Below are 23,986 nucleotides of genomic sequence, written 5' to 3'. Positions count from 1 at the left end.
CAATATAATATAAATGATGTTAGTGTATAAGGAGGAATGAATAATGAACCCAGTTATTGGAATTACACCATCGATAAATGAAGACAGCCATACTTATTTTGTTAATATCGATAATATGAATGCGATCGTACAATCAGGAGGAACACCAATTATTTTACCTTTAATAGCTTCAACGAATAATATTAATCAGATTGCAGACATGATTGATGGTTTATATTTAACTGGTGGAAATGATATTGATCCAACATTATTTAATGAAGAGCCACATCCGAAATTAGGTAGAATTAACCCAGCGCGTGATGAGTATGAGATTGCGCTAACGAAAAAAATGATCGAACAAAATAAGCCGGTTTTAGGTGTTTGCAGAGGGAGTCAAATTTTAAATATAGCGCTTGGTGGAACCATGTATCAAGATATTTATTCACAAAAAGAAGGGGAACTACTGCAACATCAGCAAAATGCCCCTGCAGATCATTCATCTCACTATATACATGTAGCTGAAAATAGTTTATTATCTCGTTTAGTAGGTAAAGATAAAATAAAAGTAAATAGTAGACATCATCAAGCGAATGACAAACTCGGTTCTGCATTAACGGTTAGTGGAACAGCGAGTGATGGTGTGATAGAAGCGATAGAAGGGGATTCTGAAACATTTGTACTTGGACTTCAATGGCACCCGGAGAACTTAATAAATAAAGGCGATGAGTCTTCTAAAAATATATATGCTGGTTTTATTCAAGCATGTAAAAGTAAGTAAAAGTTATTTTGAATGAAAATATCCTCCATCTCGTAACAAGTGCACAACCGATTTGGAGGATATGTTGTTTAAATTAAGAGATTTAATTGAACGCAAATTTAAATTAATATGTGTTTAATCTCTTCTATTAATTGTTGCATTTCTTCATCCGTACCAATCGTTATTCTAACAAAGTTGTCGATAGGTTCTTTACCGAAGTAACGGATGAGAATATCTTTGTCGCGTAATTCTTTATACAATGTTTCTGCTTCAATACCTTGATGACTCGCAAAAACAAAGTTTGTTGCGGAAGGAAGAACTTGAAACCCAAGCTCTTCAAGTTGATCGGTTGTCCAACCTCTTATTTTAATAATTTTCTCGGTTGTTTCTTCAAAATAAGGTTTATCGTTAATCGCTGCAGTCGCTCCAGCCATTGCTAAGCGGTCAACTGGGTATGAGTTGAATGAGTCTTTTATTCGGATCAATGCATGGATTAATTTTTCGTTTCCTAGAGCAAAACCGATTCTCAATCCTGCTAAAGCACGTGATTTAGACATCGTTTGAATAACGAGTAAATTATCATATTTATTGACCAGTGATACTGCTGATTCAGGAGCATAATCGATATAAGCTTCATCGACAATAACTGCTTTGTTAGGATTGTTTTTCACGATAGTTTCAACATGTTCAAGCGGTAAGTATATACTTGTAGGTGCATTTGGATTTGGAAAAATCACACCGCCTTTTGAATTGAAAAACTGTTTAATGTCTAATGAGAAGTCATCTTTTAACTTTACTTCTTTATAAGGAATATCAAAAAGCTTCGCATATACAGGGTAAAAGCTATACGTTATGTTCGGAAATAATATTTCTTTTTCAGGTTCAAAAAAAGCCATAAATGAAAAAGCAAGAACTTCATCAGAACCATTTCCGATAAACACATTTTCCATTTTAAGTCCATAGTACGTTCCGATCGATTGCCGTAAAGTTTCCATTGTTGGTGATGGGTACAGTCGTAAATTTCGTCCAACTTCTTCAGTAATTGCCTCAATTACTTTCGGTGAAGGTGGATATGGATTTTCATTTGTGTTTAGTTTTAATATGTTATTCTTATTTAGTTGTTCTCCAGGAATATACGGTTCTGCTCGTTTAGCCATAGAACTCCAAAGACTATTCATTGCTATCTTCCTTTTTTTGCACGTGCCGTTCATAGAGCACATCCTTAATATCGGACAAGCTAACACCTGTAATATTCATTAATACAAGCGTATGATAAACGAGATCGGCGATTTCCCATTTAATTTCTTCCTTATCGTTATTTTTAGCGCCGATAATAACTTCACTCGTTTCTTCACCGACTTTTTTTAAGACTTTGTCAATTCCTTCTTTAAATAAGTATGTTGTATACGAACCATCTACTGGATTGTTTTTTCTATCTTCAATAATGTCTATTAAATTATGAATAACATCTCGTTTAGGATTCGCATTCTCTTTAATCGTATGATGAAAACAAGTTTGTTCTCCTGTGTGGCATGCAGGACCAAGAGGTTGAACGGTGACAAGTAAAGCGTCTTGATCACAATCAAGGGCAACACTTTTTACCTTTTGTCTATTACCAGAGGTTGCACCTTTATTCCATAATTCTTTTCTTGATCGACTGTAAAACCACGTTTCTTCCGTTTCAAGAGTTTTCTCAAATGCTTCCTCATTCATATAAGCTAGCATTAAGACTTTCCCTGTTACATCATCTTGGACGATAGCCGGTATGAGACCATTTTCATCAAATGAAATTTTTTCTATCATTTTTAAATCTCCTCTACTGGGATGTTGAAGTTTAATAAATACTCTTTTAAATCAGTTATATGAATTTCATCATAATGGAAGACAGAGGCAGCAAGGGCTGCATCGACGGTACCTTCTGTTAAAACTTGTCTAAAATGATCCATTTCGCCGGCTCCGCCACTCGCGATGACGGGGATATTTACAGCCACCTTTACAGCTTGGTTTAATGCTAAATCGTATCCTTCTTTTACACCATCTGCATCAATAGAGTTTAAGAGAATTTCGCTTACGCCTAGTTCTTCGCCACGTTTCGCCCATTCAATTACGTCGAGTCCCGAATCATTCTTACCACCACGTGTAAATGCATGCCAGACGTTTGGTGCGATTTCTTTAGCGTCAATTGATAATATGAGTCGATCTTTGCCAAATGCTTCCGACGCTTCTTTTAAAAGTTCCGGACGATCAATGGCGGCACTTGTAATCGATACTTTTGTTGCTCCTGCTTCCAGCACTTCAGCAACATCTTCTATTGTCTGAATTCCACCTCCGACATAAAGAGGGATTTGGATAGCATTCGCAATATTAGTTACAATTTGTAAAAATGCCGGACGGTCTTCTCCTGTAATATCAAGGACGAAAAGAACGTCTGCATGATCCAATTCATATTTTTTAGCAAGTTCTATCGCATCAGCAACATCTTGAATGTCTTGAAACTTTTTGCCTTTGACAACTCGACTATTTTTAATATCTAAGCAGGGAATAATTCGTTTTGCCATATTTATTCCTCCAATAACGATTCAAATTTAAGTTTTCCATCATACAAAGCTTTCCCAATAATGGCCCCATAAACATTTAGTTTTTTTAAGTTCTCTACATCTTCTTTTGTCGTCACACCACCGGATGCAATAACATTCATTTCTGTTGCTTCGTTTATCGTTTGTTGCTCTAATAAGTTTGGACCTTGCAACATGCCATCCTTAGCGATGTCCGTGTATACAATGGTTTGAACTCCAACTTTTTCAAGTTTTTTTACTAAGTCAAGAGCAGTAACATCACTTGTGTCAGTCCAGCCGTCTGTAGCAACATATCCATTTTTTGCATCGATGGACACGACCACTTGTTTACCAAACTGAGAAATCGCTTCTTGTAAAAATGTTTGATCGGTTATTGCGGCTGTTCCGAGTATCACACGAGTTACTCCATTATCTAGATAGTTTTTCACGGTTTCAATTGAGCGAATACCTCCACCGACCTGAACAGGAATAGAAACTGTATTTACGATATCGATAATGATCTGTTTATTAATAGACTCTCCTGTCTTCGCTCCATTTAAGTCGACAATATGAATATATTCCGCACCCTTTTCTTCCCATTGTTTCGCCATCTCGACTGGCGAATCACCGTATACCTTTTCTCTATTATAATCACCTTGAATAAGGCGAACACACTTACCATCTAAAATGTCTATTGCTGGAAAAATAATCATTTTTTATCTCCTTTAATAGTTAAGGTTGTTTTAAAAGTTTAAACTGCAGCTTGTATATATTCCTGAAAAACGTTTATTGGTTTCATGTGTAAGATACGTAGAATGTGCAGTTACACATAAAAAAAGTTAAGCGTATAACTCGCTGCGAAAATACACTGCGCTTTCCGTGGGTGGCTGTTGAGCCTCCTTCGTGCTACGCACTTCGTAGTCTCACCGAGGCCGTGCCCACGGAAAGCGAAGTATTCTGCCGAAGCGGTATATCAACACCAAATTATAGGGGTTATTGCGCAGTTTTCATCTACTATGATGGTTCCAAATCAAATCACTTATTTAAATGGACCATTGTCTACAATAATCCTTTAGTTGAAGGAACTCCTTTTACTCTCGGATTTAAACTGCTTGCTGCGTCCAAAGCGCGTGCAAAAGCTTTAAAAATTGCTTCAATCATGTGGTGTGTATTTGTCCCGTACTCTAAATTTATATGTAACGTTACACCAGCATGGTTAACGAATCCTTGAAAAAATTCTTGCACAAGCTCTGTATCGAAGCTCCCTACTTTATCTTTCAAACTTTCCACACGGTAGACGAGATGAGGTCTACCACTAATATCAATGTGAACAGTTGCCAAAGCCTCATCCATAGGTATCGAGACAGTAGCATAGCGAGTAATTCCTACTTTATCACCAATTGCCTGTTTGAAAGCCTGGCCAAGGGCAATTCCAATATCTTCTGTTGTATGGTGTTGGTCGACTTCTATATCACCATCACATTTTACATCTAAATCAAAAAGGCCATGCCCAGTAAATAGGACTAACATATGATCTAGGAAACCAACTCCTGTATGAATATTACCTTTACCTTCTCCATCAATTAAAAAGTTTAAGTCGATTTCAGTTTCTGCAGTCTTTCTCGAGATTGAATGTTTCCTCAAAATTTATCATCCTTTATCCATTTTTTCGTCGTATTTTAATAGAACTTGCGTGTGCACCAAGTCCTTCCATCGTCGCTAATGTTTCAATATAATCTGCTTCTTTTAGTAGAGCTTGCTCTGAGTAGCGAATAATGCTCGACTTTTTCATAAAATCATATACACCAAGTGGAGAAGCGAATTTTGCAGTTCCACTAGTTGGAAGTGTATGGTTCGGACCAGCTAAATAATCTCCGAGAGGTTCTGGTGAATAATTACCTAAGAAAATTGCTCCGGCATGTTTTACGTCAGGTAAATGATCGGTAGCATTTTCAATCATTAGTTGTAAGTGTTCAGGTGCAATTTCATTCACTAATAAAAATGCTTTTTCTAAGGTTTCGGCTACAATTATTTGGCCATTGCTATCAATGGAAGCCTGAGCAATTTCTTTTCTTTCCACTTCTGCTAATTGTTTAACCACTTCTCGTTTAATTTCTTTAGCGAGATTTTTACTAGTTGTAATGCAAATCGATGTTGCAGCCTCATCATGTTCAGCTTGTGAAAGCAGGTCTGCAGCAACATAGTCTGCTCTTGCTGTTTCATCAGCTACTATGCATATTTCACTTGGACCGGCAATCATATCAATGGCTACATCACCATACACCCATTTTTTCGCTCTTGCGACATAATCATTTCCAGGGCCGACAATTTTATCAACTTTACGAACTGATTCTGTTCCATATGCAAAAGCTGCAATTGCCTGAGCGCCACCCATTTTAAATATATTTTTAACTCCAACACTTTTTGCAGCTACAAGTACATGTGGATTCACCTTACCATCAGGCTGAGGAGGCGTTGCAATGTAAATTTCCGGAACTCCGGCAAGATGTGCTGGAACTAAATTCATTAATACAGTTGAAGGGTAAGCGGCTTTCCCACCTGGAATATAAACGCCAACTCGATCCATAGGTGTTACTTGCTGCCCAAGCATGACTCCGTCCGCTTTGTTTATAAACCATGATTTCTCCACTTGGGCTTCATGAAATGTTTTAATGTTTTCTTTCGCTACATGTATCGCCTGAATGAATTCTTCACTTACAAGCGATTCAGCCTCTTGAAATTCCTCGTCACTAACGATTAATTGATTTAACGATACATGATCAAATTGTTTGGCATAAGAATATAAAGCTTGATCACCATGTTGACGTATATTTTTAATTACTTTTAAAACAATTTGATCAATTTGATTATTTCGTTCGACTTCACTCGTTTTTTTATTAAGTTGAAATTCATTGTATGTTATTATGTTCATTCGTTATCCTCCAAAACGACTTTTAATTGATCTATAAAATGTTGAATATCGTCAGTTTTCGTTGCAAAACTCGCTTTATTCACTACAAGTCTTGTGCTAATCTTTTCTACATCATCCAAAATGGTTAATCCATTTTCTTTAATTGTACTTCCTGTTTCGACGATATCTACGATGCAATCAGACATATTAATAATCGGAGCAAGTTCAACCGAACCATTTAATTTGATTGTTTCAACAGTTATCCCTTTTCTGAAAAAATAGCGTTTAGCTACATTAGGATATTTAGAGGCTACTTTAATCGTTTTTCCTTTTGTTAATGGGATATCTTTTAAACTAGCTACGACGAAGCGGCACTTTCCAAGATGAAGATCTAATAGCTCGTATAAATCTGCTTCCGCTTCTAAAATATTATCGCGCCCGACAATGCCGATATCAGCTGCCCCTTGTTCCACATACGTTGTGACATCAACAGCTTTTACATAAATCATTTTAATCGACCGATCATTATTGAAAAAAACTAGTTTTCTACTTTTCTCATCGAAATCAGGAAACGAAATCCCTGCCTTTTCAAGGAGGCGAAGTGAATCTTTTGCAGTTCGGCCTTTTGCTAAAGCTAAAGTAAGTTGTGACAATTTTATCGTCTCTCCTTAACCCGGTGAAGTAATGATAATACGTCTTCTGCATTTGAAAATGGAAGTTGTTTATCCTTCATGATTAATATATTTTCATTTTCCTTTATATGAATGGAAAAAGTTGATATGGGAATTCTACTCTTTTCTTGAGAATCCAAGTAAGTTAAAACAGTAAAGTTTTCATTCCTTAATTTACTTGCCAGTTGTAATCCTTGTTGCTCCTCTTGTTGGTTAAACGTGACAACAATATCGACAGGCTGAATTGAAGGAAGCGTTGTATTATCAATTCCTTCTATTAACAAATTAACATCACATGCAAAACCAATTGCAGGAAGATTAGAGTGAAATTGATTCGCCAACGTATTATATCGGCCTCCCATAATGATCGGTTTACCGACTTTTTCAATAAAGCCTTGGAAAATCATATCTGAGTAATAATCCATATGGTTAATTAAACTTAAGTCAATAACGACATTTTTGACTACCCCATATGCATCTAATACATCATATATATTTTTTAAATTTTGTAAGGTATTTTTCATTTCATCATTTAATGGCAAGTTGTTTGCTTTTAAAATCACTTCTAGCGGATTGCCATATAAAAAAGGTAGGGTAGATACGACTTTCTTTACTTCTGAATCTACAGATAAACGATTTAAAAACTGTTCTATTTCCGTTACATTTTTTGCTTGAATATATTGTTTTAATTCAGATAAGTCCTGCTTTTCCAAGTTCATATCCGTTACTAATTGTTTAAAAAACCCTGCATGTCCAAGCTCAATTTTAAAATTATTAACTTGAATATCTTGAAGCATTTGAATGGCTAAAGCAATAATTTCAGCGTCTGCTTGAGGAGACGGATTTCCGAAATATTCAACTCCTGCTTGGGTGCTCTCACGATGATCTTTTGTCTCTGCAGCCTGGCGGAAAACATCTTGCACATAGAAATATCGTAAGTCTTCTCTCAATTCATTATTATGCAATGCAATTTGTTGAGTAATCGGAATCGTGACATCTGGTCGGAGGACAAGCACTTGTCCAGTATTATCAATCGTTTTAATCATTTCTTGATGATTAACAGTTCCATTCATTTTTGCATATAAATCATATTGTTCAAAAGTTGATGTGATGATTTCTTGATAACCAAAGGTTGCAAAACGCTGTTTAATTTTTTGAATTAATTTTTGGCGTGCATGAATTTGCTCTACATTAATTACAAGGTCATTTTCTATGTTATGATATAAGTACATTTAAAAGAAACTCCTTTATAATCTTACCACTCTATCACTCTATCGCTTTATCGTAGTAAAGTGAATGGTATTTATATACTTTAATAGTAAACGAAGAAATTGTCAATTACAAACTGGAGGAATTAATGATGTTTGATTATCATATGCACAGCGATTTTTCTGCTGACTGCGAAACACCAATGGAAGATACAATTGAATCTGCGATAAAAAAAGGATTTAAAGAAATCTGCTTTACAGAACATATTGATTATGATTATCCAGATCCAACGATTGAGTTTGATTTGGATCTCTCACGTTACAATGAGAAAATCAAAGCAATGCAACAGCGTTATCAATCACAAATCTCGGTAAAAAAAGGTGTTGAAATTGGAGTTCAGCCGCATTTATTAAAGAAATGTGAAGAAGTTTTAGAGAAAGAAATGTTTGATTTTATTATCTGTTCTTTACATGCTGCAGATAGAAAAAATTTGCACCATGGGGAATTTTTTAATAATAGAACTCCAGAAGAAGCATATGAATTATACTATGAGGAATTACTGTATTGTGTAAAAAACTTCCATTATTATTCAGTCTTAGGTCATTTGGACTTAGTAAAACGATATAAAAAATTAACGACGGACGCTAATTTTTATGATATTATTCGTAACATATTTACGACAATCATTCCGGATGGAAAAGGTATCGAAGTGAATGCTTCCGGTTTTGCATATGGATTAAACAGTGCTATGCCAAGTGTTGATATTATTAAACTGTATAAAGAATGTGGCGGTGAGATTATTACAGTCGGTTCAGATGCTCATCAGGCAGAACATGTTGGTCATCGATTTAAAGAAATCTATCAGATGCTGGATGAGGTCGGGTTTAAATATATTGCGACTTATAGCAAATTAAAGCCGGAATTTCACTCAATCAAACAGTTTATTTAAGTTTAAGAAGGGACAAATAACTATTTATTTAATATAATAGCTTTAGGCTTTTTGCTTAGAATGATTGAGTTGAGGAATGATTTTAGTGAATATATATGAACAGTTAATAAATATTGTTACAGTAGATAATGTAGTTGAAAACAAATCGTTAAAAAATCACACGTATACTCGTTTAGGAGGAAATGCTGACTATTTTGTCACTCCTGAAACGTATGAACAAGTTCAACAAGTGGTAAAATTTGCAACAAAAGAAAATCTCCCTTTTATGCTACTTGGAAACGGGTCGAATTTAATTATAAAAGACGGTGGAATCCGCGGAATTGTTATGTACTTAGGGAAGTTAGGAGATATTCGTGTTGACGGCAAAACGGTAATTGCTCAAAGTGGAGCACTTATAGCCGATGTATCGAAACAGGCACTAGAAAGCCATTTAACCGGATTGGAATTTGCTTGTGGAATTCCTGGTTCGGTCGGTGGAGCTCTGTTTATGAATGCTGGTGCATATGGCGGTGAAATTAAAGATGTCTTACTTCAAGCAACAATTGTGGATCGTGAAGGGAATATAAGCAAAATAAAAGCGAAAGATTTAGACTTGTCTTATAGAACGAGCAATATACCTAAGAATGGTTATATTGTACTTGAAGCCGAATTTGGTTTAGAAGTGGGCGACTATGACGAAATTAAATCGATTATGGACGATTTAACGTATAAGCGAGAATCGAAGCAACCTTTAGAATATCCTACTTGTGGAAGTGTATTCAAGCGTCCGCCAGGTTATTTTGCGGGAAAGCTCATTCAGGACAGCGGTTTACAAGGAAAGCAGATCGGTGGAGCTCAAGTTTCGTTAAAACATGCTGGATTCATTATCAATAAAGAGGAAGCAACAGCTAATGAATATATCACTTTAATAGAATATGTGCAAAAGGTTGTAAAAGAAAAGTATGGTGTTGATTTAGAGCGGGAAGTCCGAATTATTGGAGAAGATAGAAGAGAAACATACTAAAAATGGATTTTATCTAGTAAAATACGTACGATACAAATAAATTAAGATGAAGGTTAGGTGTTAAAAGTGGCGATGTCAGCGTTTGTTATCAGTATCCTTCTGACTGTAGGTATTCTAATTTTATCATTACTAACAATATCAAAAGGATATGGATATAAGCATACGATTGATCCGTTAGTAGATGAAGAAAAGGAGTATCAGGAAAAAGTTAGTGAGGAAAGACGTTAAGGCATTGGCTGAAAAAGAACCTAAGCTTAGATAGACTAGGTTCTTTTTCTTATTATATTCATAAGGTGGAATAAATTGTTATAAAGTTGTTTTTACAGTATGATTATTGAAAAGGAGGGGAGAACAATGTATCTTCTTCTTATAATAATAATTGTGGGATATTTATTCGGCTGCATAAATGGGGCCCAGCTTGTAGGTAAATATAAAAATATTAATATTAAAAATAATGGGATGAAAAATGCAGGTGCTACCAATACGACTGTTTTATTAGGTTTGAAGTTTGGGGTTATCGTTGCGTTTATCGACGTAATTAAGGCAATTATTTCTCTTGGTCTCGTTGCAATAATATTAGATAATTTTAATGTACTATTTGAACACCAAACATTGCTCTTATATGTCAATGCGTTATTTGTCATTATTGGTCATAACTTTCCAGTGACAATGAGCTTCAAAGGTGGAAAAGGAACAGCATCATTCTTTGGAGTGTTATTATATTTAGATTGGAAATTTGCAGTCTTGGGACTCATTATTTTATTAATTTTTGCCTTTGTGACTAACTATTTCGTGACCGGTACCTCTATGTTATATCTATCTTTTATAATGTATACGACTTATACGTTTGGAAGAGCTGCCACATATATTGCATTTTTATTTATATTTTTATTTATCATGAAACATGTAGAGAATTTTAAACGGATCATGAATAAGGAAGAAGTAAAGCTGTCCACAATATTTAGAAGAGAGGCAAGTTAATTTAACTATAGGAGATCAGATTAATGGAAATTATTATCTGGGCGTTAATTATTGTTTTATTCATTGTAAGCATGATCGGAGTTTTTGTACCTGTTATTCCAGCTGTCGCTTTAATCTGGTTAGGATTTATACTTTACCATTTCTTCCTTGAGCCCCATCAGTTATCAGTATTTTTTTGGGTAGTGATGGCTGTTTTTACTATTATCTTAGTAATTGCTGACCTCTTGACGAACCGCTACTTTGTCAATAAATTTGGCGGGACGAAAGGCAGTCAATGGGGTGCTATTATAGGCGTCATTATCGGAACATTTATATATCCGCCGTTAGGAATAATTGTTGTTCCATTAATCCTTGTTTTTTTAATTGAAATGGTACAACATAAGACCGCAAAAGAAGCGAGTCTTGCATCGGTTGGCGCATTAGCAGGATTTTTAAGCGGTGTTATTGCTAAATTTTTAATCCAATTTATTATGATTGCATGGTTTTTTATAACGATATTCCTCCTATAGAGAACACGAAGAAAGATGTTAACGGACCCCATCTTGCAAAGTAGAGATAGAGAGGGATATTTCGTGTTTGCACTGTTTCTTAAATATTCATACGAATAGATTTATGAAGGCTTCCGACTATGAAGGTGTACGGAAGCCTTTTTTGTTTTGGCTAAACGATACATATTCCTTTATTCATTTTGAATAAATACTAGACGAATGGAGATATTAAATCGTAACTATTACCAAAATAAGGATGGAATATATGGATACTCAAAACCTAACTTATGTCGGAAAAGATATCCCGCGGATTGATTTAAAAGACAAAGCCTATGGAAAAGTTCGCTATACAAATGATGAGTCAAAGCCAGGAACATTAAGTGCAGCATTACATATAAGTACTCATGCCCATGCTAGATTGAAACATGTAGATGTAAATGAAGCTTTAAAGTCACCAGGAGTACACGCTGTAATTACGGGAGAAGATTTTCCGTATCAGGTAGGACCGCTACTTGGTGATAGACCTCCCATTGCTTATAAAAAAGTTCGCTATTATGGCGAACCAATTGCAGTCGTTGTGGCAGATCAGGAACATCAGGCGAAATATGCTGCGGGGCTTATTAAAGTGGAATATGAACCCCTTCCTGTTCTCCAATCTCCCCGGGAAGCTATAAAAAAGGAAGCTCCATTAATTCATGAAAATATGAAAGATTATACAGTTATGGTCAAAGGAGTTCATTCAGTGCCTAATACAAATATCGCAAATCTTACTAAAATTCGTAAAGGAGATATGAAGACGGGGTGGAAAGAAAGTGATATTACAGTGGAAGAAAAATTTTCTTTTAAACCGGCCGACCATGCAGCACTTGAAACGAGAGTCTCTAGAGCAGAAATATTAAAGGATGGTCATGTATATATATATTCAGCAACTCAAGGACCTTTTTATGTCCAAAAATTATTAAGCGAATGTTTTAATATTGAACCAGGAAAAATTTCAGTAGAAACTCCTTTAGTTGGTGGAGCATTTGGTGGAAAGGGATGCGTGCAATTAGAATTTATTGTTTATTTAGCCTCTCGGGCAGTAGGTGGCAGGATGGTCAGCCTTGTAAATACAAGAGAGGAAGATTTAATCTCTTCACCTGTACATATAGGCTTGGAAGCAAATGTGAAACTTGGCGCTACCAAAAATGGAAAGCTGAAGGCTGCATCGTATGAATTTTATTTTAATACAGGCGGTTATTCAGATATGGGAGCCGGAATGAGTAAGGCTGGAGCGGTTGACTGCACAGGACCGTATAAAATTGATCATGTTCATTGTGATTCATATTGTGTTTATACAAATATGCCTTATGCTACTTCCTTTAGGGGGTTTGGACATCCTGAATTAACTTTTGTTATGGAACGCGCAATGGATTTATTAGCTGAAAAGCTTGCTATCGATCCTATTGAACTTAGATTAATGAATGCAATTAAACCAGGTGATACGACTCCTACACAGACTCATTTAAATTCGAGTAATATTGGCGATGTTTCTTCTTGCCTCAGACGAATTAAAGAGTTAATTAATTGGTCAGAAGGCCAAAGCACAACTACTCAAGATGGGAAGGTCCGCACAAAAGGAATAACAAGCTTTTGGAAGACTTCAAGCACACCACCCAATGCAACAGCTGGAGTAATTCTAATCTTTAATATAGATGGAAGTGTAAATCTAAATAGTGCAGCGATCGAACATGGTCAAGGGACAAAAACAGTACTTGCTCAAATTTTAGCGGAAAAGTTACAAATGGATATGAAAAAAATCCATGTAACAATGGAAGTAAATACTAAATATGATCCACATCAATGGAAAACAGTGGCTAGTAGTACTACATACTTAGCGGGTCGGGCAGTTATGGCGGCAGCAGAAGATGCTATTTTTCAATTAAAACAAATTGGTGCAGTTGCTTTAAAATGTTTACCAGCAGATGTTGTGGTAGGAAATGGGAAGGTATATATAAAAGATAGTCCTGAATTTTACGTGAATATTAAAGATGTAGCAGTAGGTTATAAGTTTCCAAATGGAAATTCAATAGGTGGTTTAATCATTGGGGGAGGTTCCCATATTGTTCGTCATTTAACTCCTCTTGATCCGGAAACAGGATATGGAAAACCCGGTCCCCAGTGGACGGTCGGGGCTCAAGCAATTGAAGTAGAGTATGATCCACAAGAATATACGTACAAAATAATCAAAGCGGCGACAGTTTTAGATGCTGGAAAAGTAATTAATCCGAATGCTGCAATTGGACAAATGCGTGGTGGCATGTATTTAGGATTAAGCTGGGCAAGTAGAGAGACGTTTATGTTTAATGAAGAAGGAAGAGTTTTAAATCCGCAATTCAGATCATACGATATATTACGAGCTAGTGAAGTCCCGGAATATTTAGTGGATTTTATTGAAACACCATTGGTTGATGGACCATATGGGGCACGAGGGATTGGCGAATATGGAGTAATCGGAATGGCTGGTGCCCTTTCAAATAGTTTATCTATTGCTAGCGGATCTTCATTAAATCAATTGCCTCTCACTCCAGAATTTATTTGGGAATCTGTGGAGGGGAGAAATGATTAATTTTGATTTTGAGTATTGTAAACCGAAAACATGGGCTGAAGCGATTAAACAATATAACAACTATCGCTCGCAAAATAAACAAGTGATGTACGTTGCAGGAGCAACCGAGTTTATTAGTAGAGCACGGATGGATGAAGTCAATCCTGAAGTAATCATTGACATAAAGGAAATTCAAGAATGTCGTGTTATCCATCAGCAAAATTCTGAACTGATAATTGGAGCGGCAGTTACATTAACGAATGTAGCCGATTCAAATGTATTTCCACTTTTAACAAAGGTAGTTAAGCAGATTGCAACAAAGACGGAGCGCAATAAGATAACTATTGGTGGAAACCTTATGAGTAACTTGCCTTATAAAGAGGGGATTCTCCCTTTTTTGCTTGCTGATAGTAAAATTGTCATCGCGACAGATAAAGGCTTGGAAAAAAGAAGTATATTACAAGTTTTTACCGATTCGATAAATTTAAGAGACGGAGAATTCATTGTACAAATCATTACTGATATTGAGATCATAAAGCAACCATTCTTCACTGAAAAAAGGACGAAACAATCGAGCGTAAATTATCCTATTTTGACAAGTGCAGCAATAAAGGTAGATGGATTGACTAGAGTTGCATTTAGTGGGTTATGTCCGTATCCATTTCGCCTTCAGCAGATTGAGAATTTAGTGAATGATCCATCTGTTAAAGGTGAAAAACGTATTCAAAAGATAATGAAACAGTTGCCTGCCCCAATTGTAGAAGATATGCATGCTACACAGAAATACCGAGCATTCGTTTTTGAAAGGATTGTATCAAAAATAATCGAACAAATGGAGGCTGTCTCCTAATGTTAAACCAAGTAGTTAAATTAACGATAAATGGAATTGAAAAAGAAGTATACGTGAGAAATGCAGAGACGCTTATTCATACATTGCGTCATGAACTCGGTTTAATGGGCGCGAAACCTGCCTGTAACAATGGAGATTGTGGTGCATGTACAGTTTTAGTTGATGGCCTGCCCCTAAACTCTTGTCACACACTTACGGTAGAGAATGAAAATCGGTCCATTACTACCATTGAAGGATTAACAGATACGACCATACAAGAAAGATTTATAAAAAACTGGGCGATTCAATGCGGTTACTGTACACCCGGATTTGTGTTAAATAGTTATGCACTTATTGAAACCGAACCCGATGCAGATGATGCAACGATTGATGAATGGCTTGATTCCAATATTTGTCGTTGTACGGGATATCAGGAAATTAAACAAACGGTTAAAGAAGTTATTCAAATGAGGGGAACGAATGAATAAACTTTATGAGATATTAGATACAGTATCCTTAGGTGTAGAGAGAGCCGTATTGGCGACAATAATAAAGGTTGAAGGTTCAGCTTATCGGAAAGAAGGAACTTGTGTACTTTTTACTGAATCAGGCAATCAAATTGGCATTATTAGTATTGGTTGTTTAGAAGATGATTTAGCTATACGTGCTGAAAATCTTCTGAACGATCCGAAACGTTTGTCCGAACGGATAATGTATGATATGAGTGCAGAAGATGATTTAGGCTGGGGACGTGGTGTTGGTTGTAACGGGAAAATACATATATTACTAGAAGAGGTAACTACAGATGTAAGAGAACGTCTTATGGATCTCTATGTGAAATTACAAAAAGGGCTTCATGTTATAGCAATCAAAGATTTAAGCTCAATTCCTAACATGATTCAAACTGTTTATCAGACTAAGAAGAAGCATTTAGGTTTTCAAGAAAGTGAACTATATGAATTGATTAGAAAAAATAGATTGAATCGATTAGTTGAGGAAAAGTATTATCAATATTTTCAACCAAAGCATAGATTGTTTATCTTTGGAGCAGGTGCAGATGCCATGCCACTTGCAAATTTGGCTATTCAAACTGACTTTTCCGTCTTTATATGGGATTGGCGCCCTGAATATCTATGTTCAAGTCTTTTCCCAGGGGTAACCTTCGTTGAAAACATGGAGGATATTACGTTGAATAGTAATGATTTGGTTGTTCTGATGACTCATGATTTTCAAAAAGACAAGGAGATCTTTAGGAAATTAATAAAAGTAAAATTACTTTATCTAGGTGTCCTTGGTCCAAGAAAGCGAACAGCAAGACTGTTGGATGAAGAAAAAATCCCCTCTCAAATAACTTCGCCTGTAGGATTAAAGATTGGTGCTGAAGGACCAGATGAAATAGCTGTTAGTATTATTGGTGATCTTATACGGGTAAAGCGAGGAGTGGCTAGCTTTGAGCAAACCGAAAATAGTGGGAATATATCTGGCCGCGGGGAAAAGTACCAGGTTCGAAAATAACAAACTATTCGCTACTTTTAAAAATAAGCCGCTTGGGTCAATTGGTCTTGAAGCGGCAATTGAATCTAAACTTGATGAAATAATTATTATAATAAGACCCGGAGATAAGCTCAATTGGACGACGAAGCAAATTAAATTGTCAAAAACAAGATGGATAAAAAAAGAGTGTACAGAAGCATATAAAGGGCAGTCATATTCGTTAAAATGCGGTTTAACACTTGCGGAAAAGTTAGGAGCTGATGCAATTGTCGTTCTTTTAGCTGATCAGCCATTTGTAACTCCAAAATTTATTGATAGGCTTATCGAATCTTTTTATAAAAACTCAAAATCCTATTTTATTGGAACAATTGGATTGATATGTCCGCCAATTCTTATTTCTTCCAATTTATTTTCGAAAATATACGAAATAGAAGGAGACCGGGGAGCTAGTGAAATTATTCAAGCAGAAAAAAAGAATGGTTTATTTTTGAAGAAAGATAGCCATGATTTATATACGTTTTTCGATGTGGATACGAAAACAGATTTTGAAAAACTTAAACAATTGTATTGACTGGAGGCTGGGACAAATACTTATGTCCCGACCTCATTAAAATTTTTACTTAGAAGAAATAGACTGTTGAATTAATTGAAGTGTACTGGCGGCTTTTTCTATTTGATAATCTAATTGTTTTAATTGTTGTTGTTCTCCCTTAGAGAAGCCAAATACCATCTCGGGAGCTGAAATTTGTAATTGTTGTAAAAGTTGAGTTGCATTTGAAAGCCTATCATCGGCAAGTCGAAGTTGCGGCTGAATAGGGTTTGTTCCCTTTACTTGGCGGACAGCTTGTTGTGCCTCTTGCAATGACTGGTTAATAGCATTTAATATTTTAGCGATATGTTGTTGCTGTTTTGTTTTAAGAGCCATATTTGCTTTATCTTTAGGTTTTAATTCTGATTTCATTGCTTGTTGTTGTGTATATTGTTGCTCGACTGTTTGTTTTGGCATATTGTATATCATCCTTTAATAATTCTGTATATAGGTATATTTTCCGCCAAATCTAAATCCTATGCATAATCCGTTTATTCAAAGGGATTCATTCATCCATATTTTAGAGATTAAACTAAAATTATTAACTCAACTTTCGCAGCGTGAAATAGATAAAAAAACTTGGCAGTACTAGGATGTTTTGAAATTCACTGTATTTTCAATTAACTGGTTGCTTGAAAATGCAACTATATTCCAAGATGTTTTATCGTTGCATTTGATATAAACTGTGCAGTAGTGAAAATATCTAAACGTAACTTCACCATTGATTTCCGCTTTCGGGCAGTTCGCTTTCCGTGGGCACGGCTTCAGCCTCCTCGGAAGCAAAGATCGCTTCCTGTGGGGTCTTCAGACTCGTGCTTTTCCCACAGGAGTCGACTGCCCTCTGCTGCAATCAACTATCACGAAATGGCATCTGTAGACTTTCTTAAGCAATAACAACATCATTCCAGCGGAGGAAATACACGGGGACACCTGCAGGAGGAAAGGCCTAGGTGAGACAACGCAGTGCGTAGCACAAGGAAGGCTCAACAGCCGCCTGCGGAAAGCGCAGTGTATTTCCGTAGCGGTATATACCTTGTAACTTGTCTGCATTTTCGTTGCGACAATCAACGATTTGGAACTAGGCTTACAAATTTTCATTACCGCACAGTTTACTTTTTAGGTGCAAAAAAACTTTATCATGATAAGGTTGTCAGGATACAAATGGAAACATTTTCGATTTAATCCACGTCTCTACTTAAACTGATTTGTTTTTGCGAAAGTTAGGTTACTAAATAAAGTGCTATTGGGTCCATATTTGATGGACTTTTTTTACTCGATATGTGATATATATTAAAATAGACTAATGTTAATCCCTTTAAAATTGATTATCATATAGTCTATATTGTTTGAAATCAAAATGACTATGTTATAATCATATTTAAAGTACAAAATTTTCTGTTAAAGAGGAAGCTACTTAAATTTAGATACATATGAGTTAATCTATATAGAAGGGATTTTTATCATGAGTAAGCCATCAAGAGTTTTAACAATAGCAGGGTCTGCTGCTGGAGGAAGTGCTGGGATCCAAGCTGATTTAAAAACATTTCAAGAGTTGGATGTATATGGGATGAGTGTTGTAACAGCGATTGTTGGACGTCATCCAGTAACAAATAAAAATGTTCATCCGCAAACGATTGAAGCCATTGAGGCTCAGTTCGCTACAGCGAATATGCAAGTAGGCTTCGATGCGTTAAAAACAGGTATGTTATTTTCTAAGGAAGTTATAGAAAAAACGGCTGAATTGATTTCCACGATTGATATTAAAGATATTGTTGTGGATCCGGTAATGGTAGGAAAGTTAGATTCTAAGCTTCTAAAAGACGATGCAATCGAAGCGTTGAAGGAAAAATTAATTCCGTTATCAAGTGTGATCACACCTAATATGGTCGAAGCTTCCATTTTGTTAGATGATCGGCCTTTACATACGATTGATGATTTAAAACAAGCAGCGATAGATCTTCATGAACTTGGTCCAGACTATGTTCTCGTAAAAGGAGGAAGACTTAAAGGTCCAGCTGTCGATGTTTTATATGAAGGAACGACAATTACTACTCTTGAAGCACCACGAATTAATACTGTTAATACGAGTGGGGCTGGATGTACGTATTCCGCAGCTATCACAGCTTATCTTGCTAAAGGGAAGTCAATTCATGAAGCTGTACTGCTTGCAAAAAGTTTTATTACTACAGCAATTGAACATAGCTTTACGTATACTGATCAAGTAGGGCCGACGTATCATGCTGCGGAAAGAAAATACGGAGAAGCACATGAAATAATTGTAAAGACGGAGACCATTTAGGAAAGTTTATTTATTACTTTTTTATGGAGGATAATAATGAAGCGTGCTTTAATTAATGTGGACTACACATATGATTTTGTTGCAGAAGATGGAAAGTTGACTTGCGGAGCTCCAGGCCAGGCAATTGAAAAGAAAATTGTCGCAATCACTAAAGAGTTTATTGATGCCGGTGATTTCGTTACATTTGGGATTGATGCACATGAAGAAGACGATACATTACATCCGGAATCAAAGTTATTCCCGGCACATAATATTGTCGGTACAAGCGGAATGGAACTTTATGGTTCATTAAAAGATTTGTACGAAAAGCATCAGCATGATGAACATATCTTTTATTTTGAAAAAACTCGCTATAGCGCTTTTGCAGGGACAAATTTAGAATTAAAATTAAGAGAGCGTGATATTAAAGAGGTTCATTTAGTAGGGGTCTGTACAGACATTTGTATATTACATACTGCAGTAGACGCTTATAATAAAGGATATAATATCGTTATTCATAAAGATGCAGTCGCGAGTTTTAACCAAACAGGACATGAATGGGCTTTAGAACATTTTAAAAACACGCTAGGTGCACGAGTAATTTAAGTATATTATATTTATTCAAACTTATGTCAAATTATGCTGTCTAAAAATGTTGACAAACGACTCGAATTTGCTATTATAAAGTAATAAAATAACTAATATAAAAATTATGATGATAAAGATACGTTTATTATTTTTAAGACTATAGAGAGCTAGTGGTTGGTGAAAACTAGTGCTTAGAGTAATAAATAGCCCTTTTGAGTAGACGAATTGAATCCAGTAGATTCGTACGTCTGTGTGCGTTAAACACATAACCAACGAAGACTGTATAATATATTTTTCAGTGAAAAAGGGTGGTACCGCGTAAAGTTAACTTTTCGCCCCTTGTATTTTAGGGGTGAAAAGTTTTTTGTTTTAAAAAACGGGAAATTCAAAATTTTCTTGTGATAATTCATAAAGTTTTTCAACTCTATACATGGTTAAGAATAAGAGGAGGATTAGCATGGTTTTTAAAATCTTAATTAGTGACCCATTAAGTGAAGATGGTATCTTTCCATTAAGAGAAGCAGAGAATGTTGAGGTTGTTATTGACACAGGGCTGTCTGAAGGTGATTTATTAAATAAAATTGGTGAATTTGATGGTCTGTTAGTGAGAAGTCAGACTCAAGTGACACGAGAAGTAATTGAAAAAGGCCATAATTTAAAGGTCATCGGTCGTGCTGGGGTTGGTGTCGACAATATTGATCTTGATGCTGCTACAGAAAATGGAATCATTGTTGTAAATGCTCCAGATGGAAATACAAACTCAGCAGCTGAACATACGATGGCAATGATTATGTCATTAGCACGTAACATCCCACAAGCTTATTTATCTATTAAAGATAAAAAGTGGGACCGTAAATCATTTGTCGGAGTCGAGTTACGAGATAAGACATTAGGTATTGTAGGTCTTGGTCGTATAGGAGCTGAAGTTGCACGCCGTGCCAAGGGTCAGCGGATGAATGTGATCGCATATGATCCGTTTTTCTCGAAAGAAAAGGCAGAAGCAATGGGAATAGGTTATGGTACATTAGATGAAGTACTGGAAGCTGGAGATTTTATAACTGTTCATACGCCTTTACTAAAAGAAACACGCCATATTATTAATAAAGAAGCGTTTGCCAAAATGAAAGACGGAGTTCGTATGATTAACTGTGCCCGTGGTGGAATCATTAATGAAGATGATTTATACGATGCAATCGTAGAAGGGAAAGTGGCCGGGGCAGCTCTTGATGTGTTCGAAGAGGAGCCAGCTGTTGATCATAAAGTATTAGAATTAAAAGAAGTTATTGCTACTCCACACTTAGGGGCAAGTACAGTAGAAGCACAGGAAAATGTTGCAATTGATGTAAGTCATGATGTGGTTCGAATTTTATCAGGAGGACTAGCTAGAAATCCGGTAAATATTCCATCCGTTCCTCGTGAAGTAATGCGAAAAATAGAGCCATATTTCTACTTATCTGAAAAACTTGGTTTATTTTTAGCCCATCTGACGGAAGAAGCTATTGAAGAAATAAATATTAATTACGCTGGGGATTTAACAGCATTAGAAATCGCTCCATTAACACAAAACACGTTAAAAGGATTGTTAAGCCGTTATTTAGGCACCCATGTAAATAATGTAAATGCATCTTACTTAGCTGAACGAAAAGGGATTACTGTTCATGAAAATAAAACATCCGCTGCTCGTGGATTTACTAACTTAATTACCGTAGAAATTATAACGAAGTCTACTAAGCGAAGAGTATCGGGTACATTATTAAATGGCTTAGGTGCTCGAATTGTAAAGGTAGATGATTATAGTATGGACGTTATCCCTGAGGGGCATTTGGTTCTCGTCCATCATACGGACCAGCCAGGTGCGATTGGACGTGTAGGTAACTTACTAGCTGAAAACAATGTAAACATCGCAACAATGCAGGTGGGGCGTCAACATATTGGTGGAAGTGCCATTATGATGTTAACCATTGACCGACCGTTAACGAATGAAGAATTAGAACAAATTCGTGGTATGGAAGGGTTCGATCGCGTAACAACTGTTGATTTATAAAAAGAGCTGTCTGTAAATTGATGATGATCATTTTACAGGCAGTTTTTTTATATATAATAAATCATTTTAGGAATTTCTCTTTTGATGTGCTTGACTTTATGGAATGCTACATATATATTAACAATATATATTGAACAAACAATGAAGAGGAATAGTATAACTTATGGTCTTTTACAGAAAGGAAATGGGGATGGAAATTTCCAAAGGTCTGAGTTAGAACCTGCCTGTCCGAGTTCGCATTCGAAATAAATCATTTAGATTTTATAAGATTTGCGCGGTCAATACCGTTATCATGTTAAGTGTGCATATGATTGGTTATGAATAGCTTTCATAAAAGATCTTATGCAAACAAGGGTGGTACCACCAAAACCTCGGTCCCTTTTCTGGATGGCGAGGATATTTTTATGCCTTTTTGGCAATAGATTAACATACATGAGGTGTTATAAATGAGTAAGAATAAGCAATTTGTTGAAAAAGTAACTGCAATGGAAGAAGATTTTCCACAGTGGTATACAGATGTCGTTAAACAAGCAGAGTTAGTTGACTACGGTCCTGTCCGAGGAACGATGATTATCGAGCCATACGGGTTTGCACTTTGGGAAAATATTCGGGATGAGCTGGATCGTCAAATTAAAGAGACAGGTCATTCCAATGTTTCGTTTCCTCTTTTCATACCTGAAAGCTTACTACAAAAAGAAAAAGATCATATTGAAGGTTTTGCACCGGAAGTAGCTTGGGTTACACATGGTGGTGAAGAAGAACTTGGTGAACGGATTTGTGTCCGTCCTACTTCAGAAGTACTATTTTGTGAATACTATTCCAATAAAATTCATTCGTATCGCGATTTGCCGAAGTTATACAATCAGTGGAGCAATGTTGTCCGTTGGGAAAAAACAACTCGGCCATTCCTTCGTTCATTAGAATTCCTTTGGCAAGAAGGACATACAGCACATGCGACACATGAAGAAGCTGCAGAAGAAACGGATAAAATGTTAAATGTATATGCAGATGTTGTAGAAAATTATTTAGCAATCCCTGTCATTAAAGGACGTAAAACGGAATCAGAGAAATTTGCTGGTGCGAATTATACATTGACGATTGAATGTCTAATGCATGACGGTAAAGCACTTCAGGCCGGTACTTCTCACTTGTTTGGCACTGGATTTGCTGAAGCATTCGATATTCAATATTTAGATAAAGAAGGAAAACAACAATATGTTCATCAGACATCTTGGGGTATAACGACTCGTTTAATCGGAGCACTAATAATGGTACACGGAGATAATAGAGGACTAGTTATTCCGCCACGGATTGCTCCAATTCAAGCAATGATCGTTCCAATTGCACAACATAAAGAAGGCGTTTTAGATAAAGCATATGAATTACGCGATAAGCTCGCTCAATATGTTCGCGTTGATATTGATTCAAGCGATAAAATGCCGGGTTGGAAATTTAATGAGTGTGAAATGAAAGGATATCCTGTGAGAATTGAGCTGGGCCCACGAGATATTGAAAAAAACCAAGTCGTTATTGTTCGCCGAGACACGAATGAGAAAGAATTTGTTGCAATCGATGAATTAGAAGAGCAATTACCAAAAATTTTGGAAGATATTCAGCAAAATCTATTTGATAAAGCACTTGCACACCGAAACACGAAAACGACTGCTGTAAAAAGCTTTAAAGAAATGGAAAAAGCTTTAGAGGATAACCCTGGCTTCATGAAAGCAATGTGGTGTGGTGATGAAGCATGTGAAGAAAAAGTGAAAGAAGAATATCAGGTTACATCTAGATGTATTCCTTTCGAACAAGAGAAAATCGATGATAAATGCTTCTGCTGTGGTCGCGACGCCGACCAAATGGTTTACTGGGCAAGAGCCTATTAAATAAATAGATGTATCTTATAACAGACCTTTTTATAAGGTCTGTTTTTTATTAAAAATTTTTAGTTAAAATAGGTGCTTTTTAATGAGTTAGATTAATATAGTTAATTAGCATCATAATTTATTCGACATTTAGTTACTATTAAGTGCTTTTTCCCCGATAATAAAGGAGTGGTTTGATGTTATCTATACAA

General features: G+C 36.0%; 24 protein-coding genes and 2 other annotated features. Of the genes, 15 read left to right on the top strand and 9 right to left on the bottom strand.

Annotated features, from left to right (window positions below):
- The first annotated feature begins 43 nt into the window (after positions 1-43).
- On the top strand, positions 44-757 hold the full coding sequence (locus SPD48_RS00325) for a gamma-glutamyl-gamma-aminobutyrate hydrolase family protein (protein WP_336256052.1): 714 nt from the start codon (positions 44-46) through the stop codon (positions 755-757).
- Positions 758-855: 98 nt separating this feature from the next.
- Here the strand turns inward: SPD48_RS00325 and hisC are convergent, their stop codons facing one another.
- The 8 genes from hisC to hisZ form a co-directional block, all read right to left on the bottom strand.
- Complete coding sequence (gene hisC / locus SPD48_RS00320) at positions 856-1,914, bottom strand: histidinol-phosphate transaminase (protein ID WP_336256051.1); 1,059 nt, start codon at positions 1,912-1,914, stop codon at positions 856-858.
- Positions 1,907-2,539: a bifunctional phosphoribosyl-AMP cyclohydrolase/phosphoribosyl-ATP diphosphatase HisIE gene (hisIE, locus tag SPD48_RS00315; RefSeq protein ID WP_336256050.1), complete on the bottom strand. Its 633-nt coding sequence runs from the start codon at positions 2,537-2,539 to the stop codon at positions 1,907-1,909. The genes hisC and hisIE overlap by 8 nt, the downstream gene beginning before the upstream one ends.
- A gap of 2 nt (positions 2,540-2,541) precedes the next feature.
- A complete protein-coding gene (gene hisF / locus SPD48_RS00310; RefSeq protein ID WP_336256049.1) occupies positions 2,542-3,294 on the bottom strand; it encodes an imidazole glycerol phosphate synthase subunit HisF in 753 nt (250 codons plus the stop codon).
- 2 nt (positions 3,295-3,296) lie between these two features.
- Positions 3,297-4,004, bottom strand: coding sequence for a 1-(5-phosphoribosyl)-5-[(5-phosphoribosylamino)methylideneamino]imidazole-4-carboxamide isomerase (gene hisA / locus SPD48_RS00305; protein WP_336256048.1), 708 nt, complete (start codon positions 4,002-4,004; stop codon positions 3,297-3,299).
- A gap of 346 nt (positions 4,005-4,350) precedes the next feature.
- Complete coding sequence (gene hisB / locus SPD48_RS00300; RefSeq protein WP_336256047.1) at positions 4,351-4,935, bottom strand: imidazoleglycerol-phosphate dehydratase HisB; 585 nt, start codon at positions 4,933-4,935, stop codon at positions 4,351-4,353.
- 13 nt (positions 4,936-4,948) lie between these two features.
- Positions 4,949-6,223 carry a histidinol dehydrogenase gene (gene hisD / locus SPD48_RS00295; RefSeq protein ID WP_336256046.1) on the bottom strand — a complete coding sequence of 425 codons (1,275 nt, stop codon included), beginning with the start codon at positions 6,221-6,223 and terminating at the stop codon, positions 4,949-4,951.
- The gene (hisG, locus tag SPD48_RS00290) at positions 6,220-6,855 is read right to left on the bottom strand and encodes an ATP phosphoribosyltransferase (protein WP_336256045.1); all 636 of its coding nucleotides are present in this window, start codon (positions 6,853-6,855) and stop codon (positions 6,220-6,222) included. Before hisG ends, hisD begins: the two co-directional genes overlap by 4 nt.
- Before the next feature lie 2 nt (positions 6,856-6,857).
- The gene (gene hisZ, locus SPD48_RS00285) at positions 6,858-8,105 is read right to left on the bottom strand and encodes an ATP phosphoribosyltransferase regulatory subunit (RefSeq protein WP_336256044.1); all 1,248 of its coding nucleotides are present in this window, start codon (positions 8,103-8,105) and stop codon (positions 6,858-6,860) included.
- A gap of 128 nt (positions 8,106-8,233) precedes the next feature.
- Here hisZ and SPD48_RS00280 point away from each other — a divergent pair, with 128 nt between their 5' ends.
- The 10 genes from SPD48_RS00280 (at position 8,234) to SPD48_RS00235 (ending at position 16,984) form a co-directional block, all read left to right on the top strand.
- Positions 8,234-9,031 (top strand): histidinol-phosphatase HisJ family protein, encoded by a 798-nt coding sequence (locus SPD48_RS00280; RefSeq protein WP_336256043.1) that lies wholly within the window; start codon positions 8,234-8,236, stop codon positions 9,029-9,031.
- 85 nt (positions 9,032-9,116) lie between these two features.
- Positions 9,117-10,034, top strand: coding sequence for a UDP-N-acetylmuramate dehydrogenase (gene murB, locus SPD48_RS00275; protein ID WP_442962084.1), 918 nt, complete (start codon positions 9,117-9,119; stop codon positions 10,032-10,034).
- A gap of 72 nt (positions 10,035-10,106) precedes the next feature.
- Positions 10,107-10,262 (top strand): YtzI protein, encoded by a 156-nt coding sequence (gene ytzI / locus SPD48_RS00270; RefSeq protein ID WP_336256041.1) that lies wholly within the window; start codon positions 10,107-10,109, stop codon positions 10,260-10,262.
- Between the two features lie 126 nt (positions 10,263-10,388).
- The gene (locus SPD48_RS00265) at positions 10,389-11,015 is read left to right on the top strand and encodes a glycerol-3-phosphate acyltransferase (protein ID WP_336256040.1); all 627 of its coding nucleotides are present in this window, start codon (positions 10,389-10,391) and stop codon (positions 11,013-11,015) included.
- 23 nt (positions 11,016-11,038) lie between these two features.
- Complete coding sequence (locus SPD48_RS00260; RefSeq protein ID WP_336256039.1) at positions 11,039-11,524, top strand: DUF456 domain-containing protein; 486 nt, start codon at positions 11,039-11,041, stop codon at positions 11,522-11,524.
- 244 nt (positions 11,525-11,768) lie between these two features.
- Complete coding sequence (locus SPD48_RS00255) at positions 11,769-14,111, top strand: xanthine dehydrogenase family protein molybdopterin-binding subunit (protein WP_336256038.1); 2,343 nt, start codon at positions 11,769-11,771, stop codon at positions 14,109-14,111.
- Entirely contained in the window at positions 14,104-14,940 is an 837-nt protein-coding gene (locus SPD48_RS00250; protein ID WP_336256037.1) for an FAD binding domain-containing protein, read from the top strand. Before SPD48_RS00255 ends, SPD48_RS00250 begins: the two co-directional genes overlap by 8 nt.
- On the top strand, positions 14,940-15,407 hold the full coding sequence (locus SPD48_RS00245; RefSeq protein ID WP_336256036.1) for a (2Fe-2S)-binding protein: 468 nt from the start codon (positions 14,940-14,942) through the stop codon (positions 15,405-15,407). The genes SPD48_RS00250 and SPD48_RS00245 overlap by 1 nt, the downstream gene beginning before the upstream one ends.
- Positions 15,400-16,434 (top strand): XdhC family protein, encoded by a 1,035-nt coding sequence (locus tag SPD48_RS00240; protein ID WP_336256035.1) that lies wholly within the window; start codon positions 15,400-15,402, stop codon positions 16,432-16,434. The genes SPD48_RS00245 and SPD48_RS00240 overlap by 8 nt, the downstream gene beginning before the upstream one ends.
- Positions 16,370-16,984 (top strand): NTP transferase domain-containing protein, encoded by a 615-nt coding sequence (locus SPD48_RS00235; protein ID WP_336256034.1) that lies wholly within the window; start codon positions 16,370-16,372, stop codon positions 16,982-16,984. Before SPD48_RS00240 ends, SPD48_RS00235 begins: the two co-directional genes overlap by 65 nt.
- 45 nt (positions 16,985-17,029) lie before the next feature.
- Here the strand turns inward: SPD48_RS00235 and SPD48_RS00230 are convergent, their stop codons facing one another.
- On the bottom strand, positions 17,030-17,419 hold the full coding sequence (locus SPD48_RS00230; RefSeq protein ID WP_336256033.1) for a hypothetical protein: 390 nt from the start codon (positions 17,417-17,419) through the stop codon (positions 17,030-17,032).
- A 1,045-nt stretch (positions 17,420-18,464) separates the two neighbouring features.
- On the opposite strand from SPD48_RS00230, the gene thiD reads away from it, so the two are divergent.
- The 4 genes from thiD (at position 18,465) to proS (ending at position 23,795) form a co-directional block, all read left to right on the top strand.
- Positions 18,465-19,301 carry a bifunctional hydroxymethylpyrimidine kinase/phosphomethylpyrimidine kinase gene (gene thiD / locus SPD48_RS00225; protein WP_336256032.1) on the top strand — a complete coding sequence of 279 codons (837 nt, stop codon included), beginning with the start codon at positions 18,465-18,467 and terminating at the stop codon, positions 19,299-19,301.
- 36 nt (positions 19,302-19,337) lie between these two features.
- Positions 19,338-19,886 (top strand): cysteine hydrolase family protein, encoded by a 549-nt coding sequence (locus SPD48_RS00220; RefSeq protein ID WP_336256031.1) that lies wholly within the window; start codon positions 19,338-19,340, stop codon positions 19,884-19,886.
- A gap of 100 nt (positions 19,887-19,986) precedes the next feature.
- Positions 19,987-20,211, top strand: a binding site (T-box leader).
- Positions 20,212-20,325: 114 nt separating this feature from the next.
- Positions 20,326-21,912, top strand: a complete 1,587-nt coding sequence (serA, locus tag SPD48_RS00215; RefSeq protein WP_336256030.1) for a phosphoglycerate dehydrogenase — start codon at positions 20,326-20,328, stop codon at positions 21,910-21,912.
- 132 nt (positions 21,913-22,044) lie between these two features.
- Positions 22,045-22,295 (top strand) — a binding site (T-box leader).
- 63 nt (positions 22,296-22,358) lie between these two features.
- On the top strand, positions 22,359-23,795 hold the full coding sequence (gene proS, locus SPD48_RS00210; protein ID WP_336256029.1) for a proline--tRNA ligase: 1,437 nt from the start codon (positions 22,359-22,361) through the stop codon (positions 23,793-23,795).
- Positions 23,796-23,986: the final 191 nt, after the last annotated feature.

The sequence above is a fragment of the Pseudogracilibacillus sp. SE30717A genome, assembly GCF_037071985.1.
GTDB lineage: Bacteria > Bacillota > Bacilli > Bacillales > Amphibacillaceae > Pseudogracilibacillus.
Note: the sequence above shows the minus strand (reverse complement) of the source record. Positions and strands in the feature narration are given on the sequence as shown.

Bases quoted from the DNA above. Each gene is read 5' to 3' on its own strand.
- serA (WP_336256030.1), top strand. From the start codon at position 20,326: ATGGTTTTTAAAATCTTAATTAGTGACCCATTAAGTGAAGATGGTATC.
- ytzI (WP_336256041.1), top strand. From the start codon at position 10,107: ATGTCAGCGTTTGTTATCAGTATCCTTCTGACTGTAGGTATTCTAATT.
- SPD48_RS00245 (WP_336256036.1), top strand. From the start codon at position 14,940: ATGTTAAACCAAGTAGTTAAATTAACGATAAATGGAATTGAAAAAGAA.
- SPD48_RS00220 (WP_336256031.1), top strand. From the start codon at position 19,338: ATGAAGCGTGCTTTAATTAATGTGGACTACACATATGATTTTGTTGCA.
- SPD48_RS00260 (WP_336256039.1), top strand. From the start codon at position 11,039: ATGGAAATTATTATCTGGGCGTTAATTATTGTTTTATTCATTGTAAGC.
- hisA (WP_336256048.1), bottom strand. From the start codon at position 4,004: ATGATTATTTTTCCAGCAATAGACATTTTAGATGGTAAGTGTGTTCGC.
- SPD48_RS00240 (WP_336256035.1), top strand. From the start codon at position 15,400: ATGAATAAACTTTATGAGATATTAGATACAGTATCCTTAGGTGTAGAG.
- hisZ (WP_336256044.1), bottom strand. From the start codon at position 8,105: ATGTACTTATATCATAACATAGAAAATGACCTTGTAATTAATGTAGAG.
- SPD48_RS00325 (WP_336256052.1), top strand. From the start codon at position 44: ATGAACCCAGTTATTGGAATTACACCATCGATAAATGAAGACAGCCAT.
- hisD (WP_336256046.1), bottom strand. From the start codon at position 6,223: ATGAACATAATAACATACAATGAATTTCAACTTAATAAAAAAACGAGT.
- hisC (WP_336256051.1), bottom strand. From the start codon at position 1,914: ATGAATAGTCTTTGGAGTTCTATGGCTAAACGAGCAGAACCGTATATT.
- thiD (WP_336256032.1), top strand. From the start codon at position 18,465: ATGAGTAAGCCATCAAGAGTTTTAACAATAGCAGGGTCTGCTGCTGGA.
- SPD48_RS00250 (WP_336256037.1), top strand. From the start codon at position 14,104: ATGATTAATTTTGATTTTGAGTATTGTAAACCGAAAACATGGGCTGAA.
- SPD48_RS00280 (WP_336256043.1), top strand. From the start codon at position 8,234: ATGTTTGATTATCATATGCACAGCGATTTTTCTGCTGACTGCGAAACA.
- SPD48_RS00255 (WP_336256038.1), top strand. From the start codon at position 11,769: ATGGATACTCAAAACCTAACTTATGTCGGAAAAGATATCCCGCGGATT.
- hisF (WP_336256049.1), bottom strand. From the start codon at position 3,294: ATGGCAAAACGAATTATTCCCTGCTTAGATATTAAAAATAGTCGAGTT.
- SPD48_RS00265 (WP_336256040.1), top strand. From the start codon at position 10,389: ATGTATCTTCTTCTTATAATAATAATTGTGGGATATTTATTCGGCTGC.
- proS (WP_336256029.1), top strand. From the start codon at position 22,359: ATGAGTAAGAATAAGCAATTTGTTGAAAAAGTAACTGCAATGGAAGAA.
- SPD48_RS00230 (WP_336256033.1), bottom strand. From the start codon at position 17,419: ATGCCAAAACAAACAGTCGAGCAACAATATACACAACAACAAGCAATG.
- hisIE (WP_336256050.1), bottom strand. From the start codon at position 2,539: ATGATAGAAAAAATTTCATTTGATGAAAATGGTCTCATACCGGCTATC.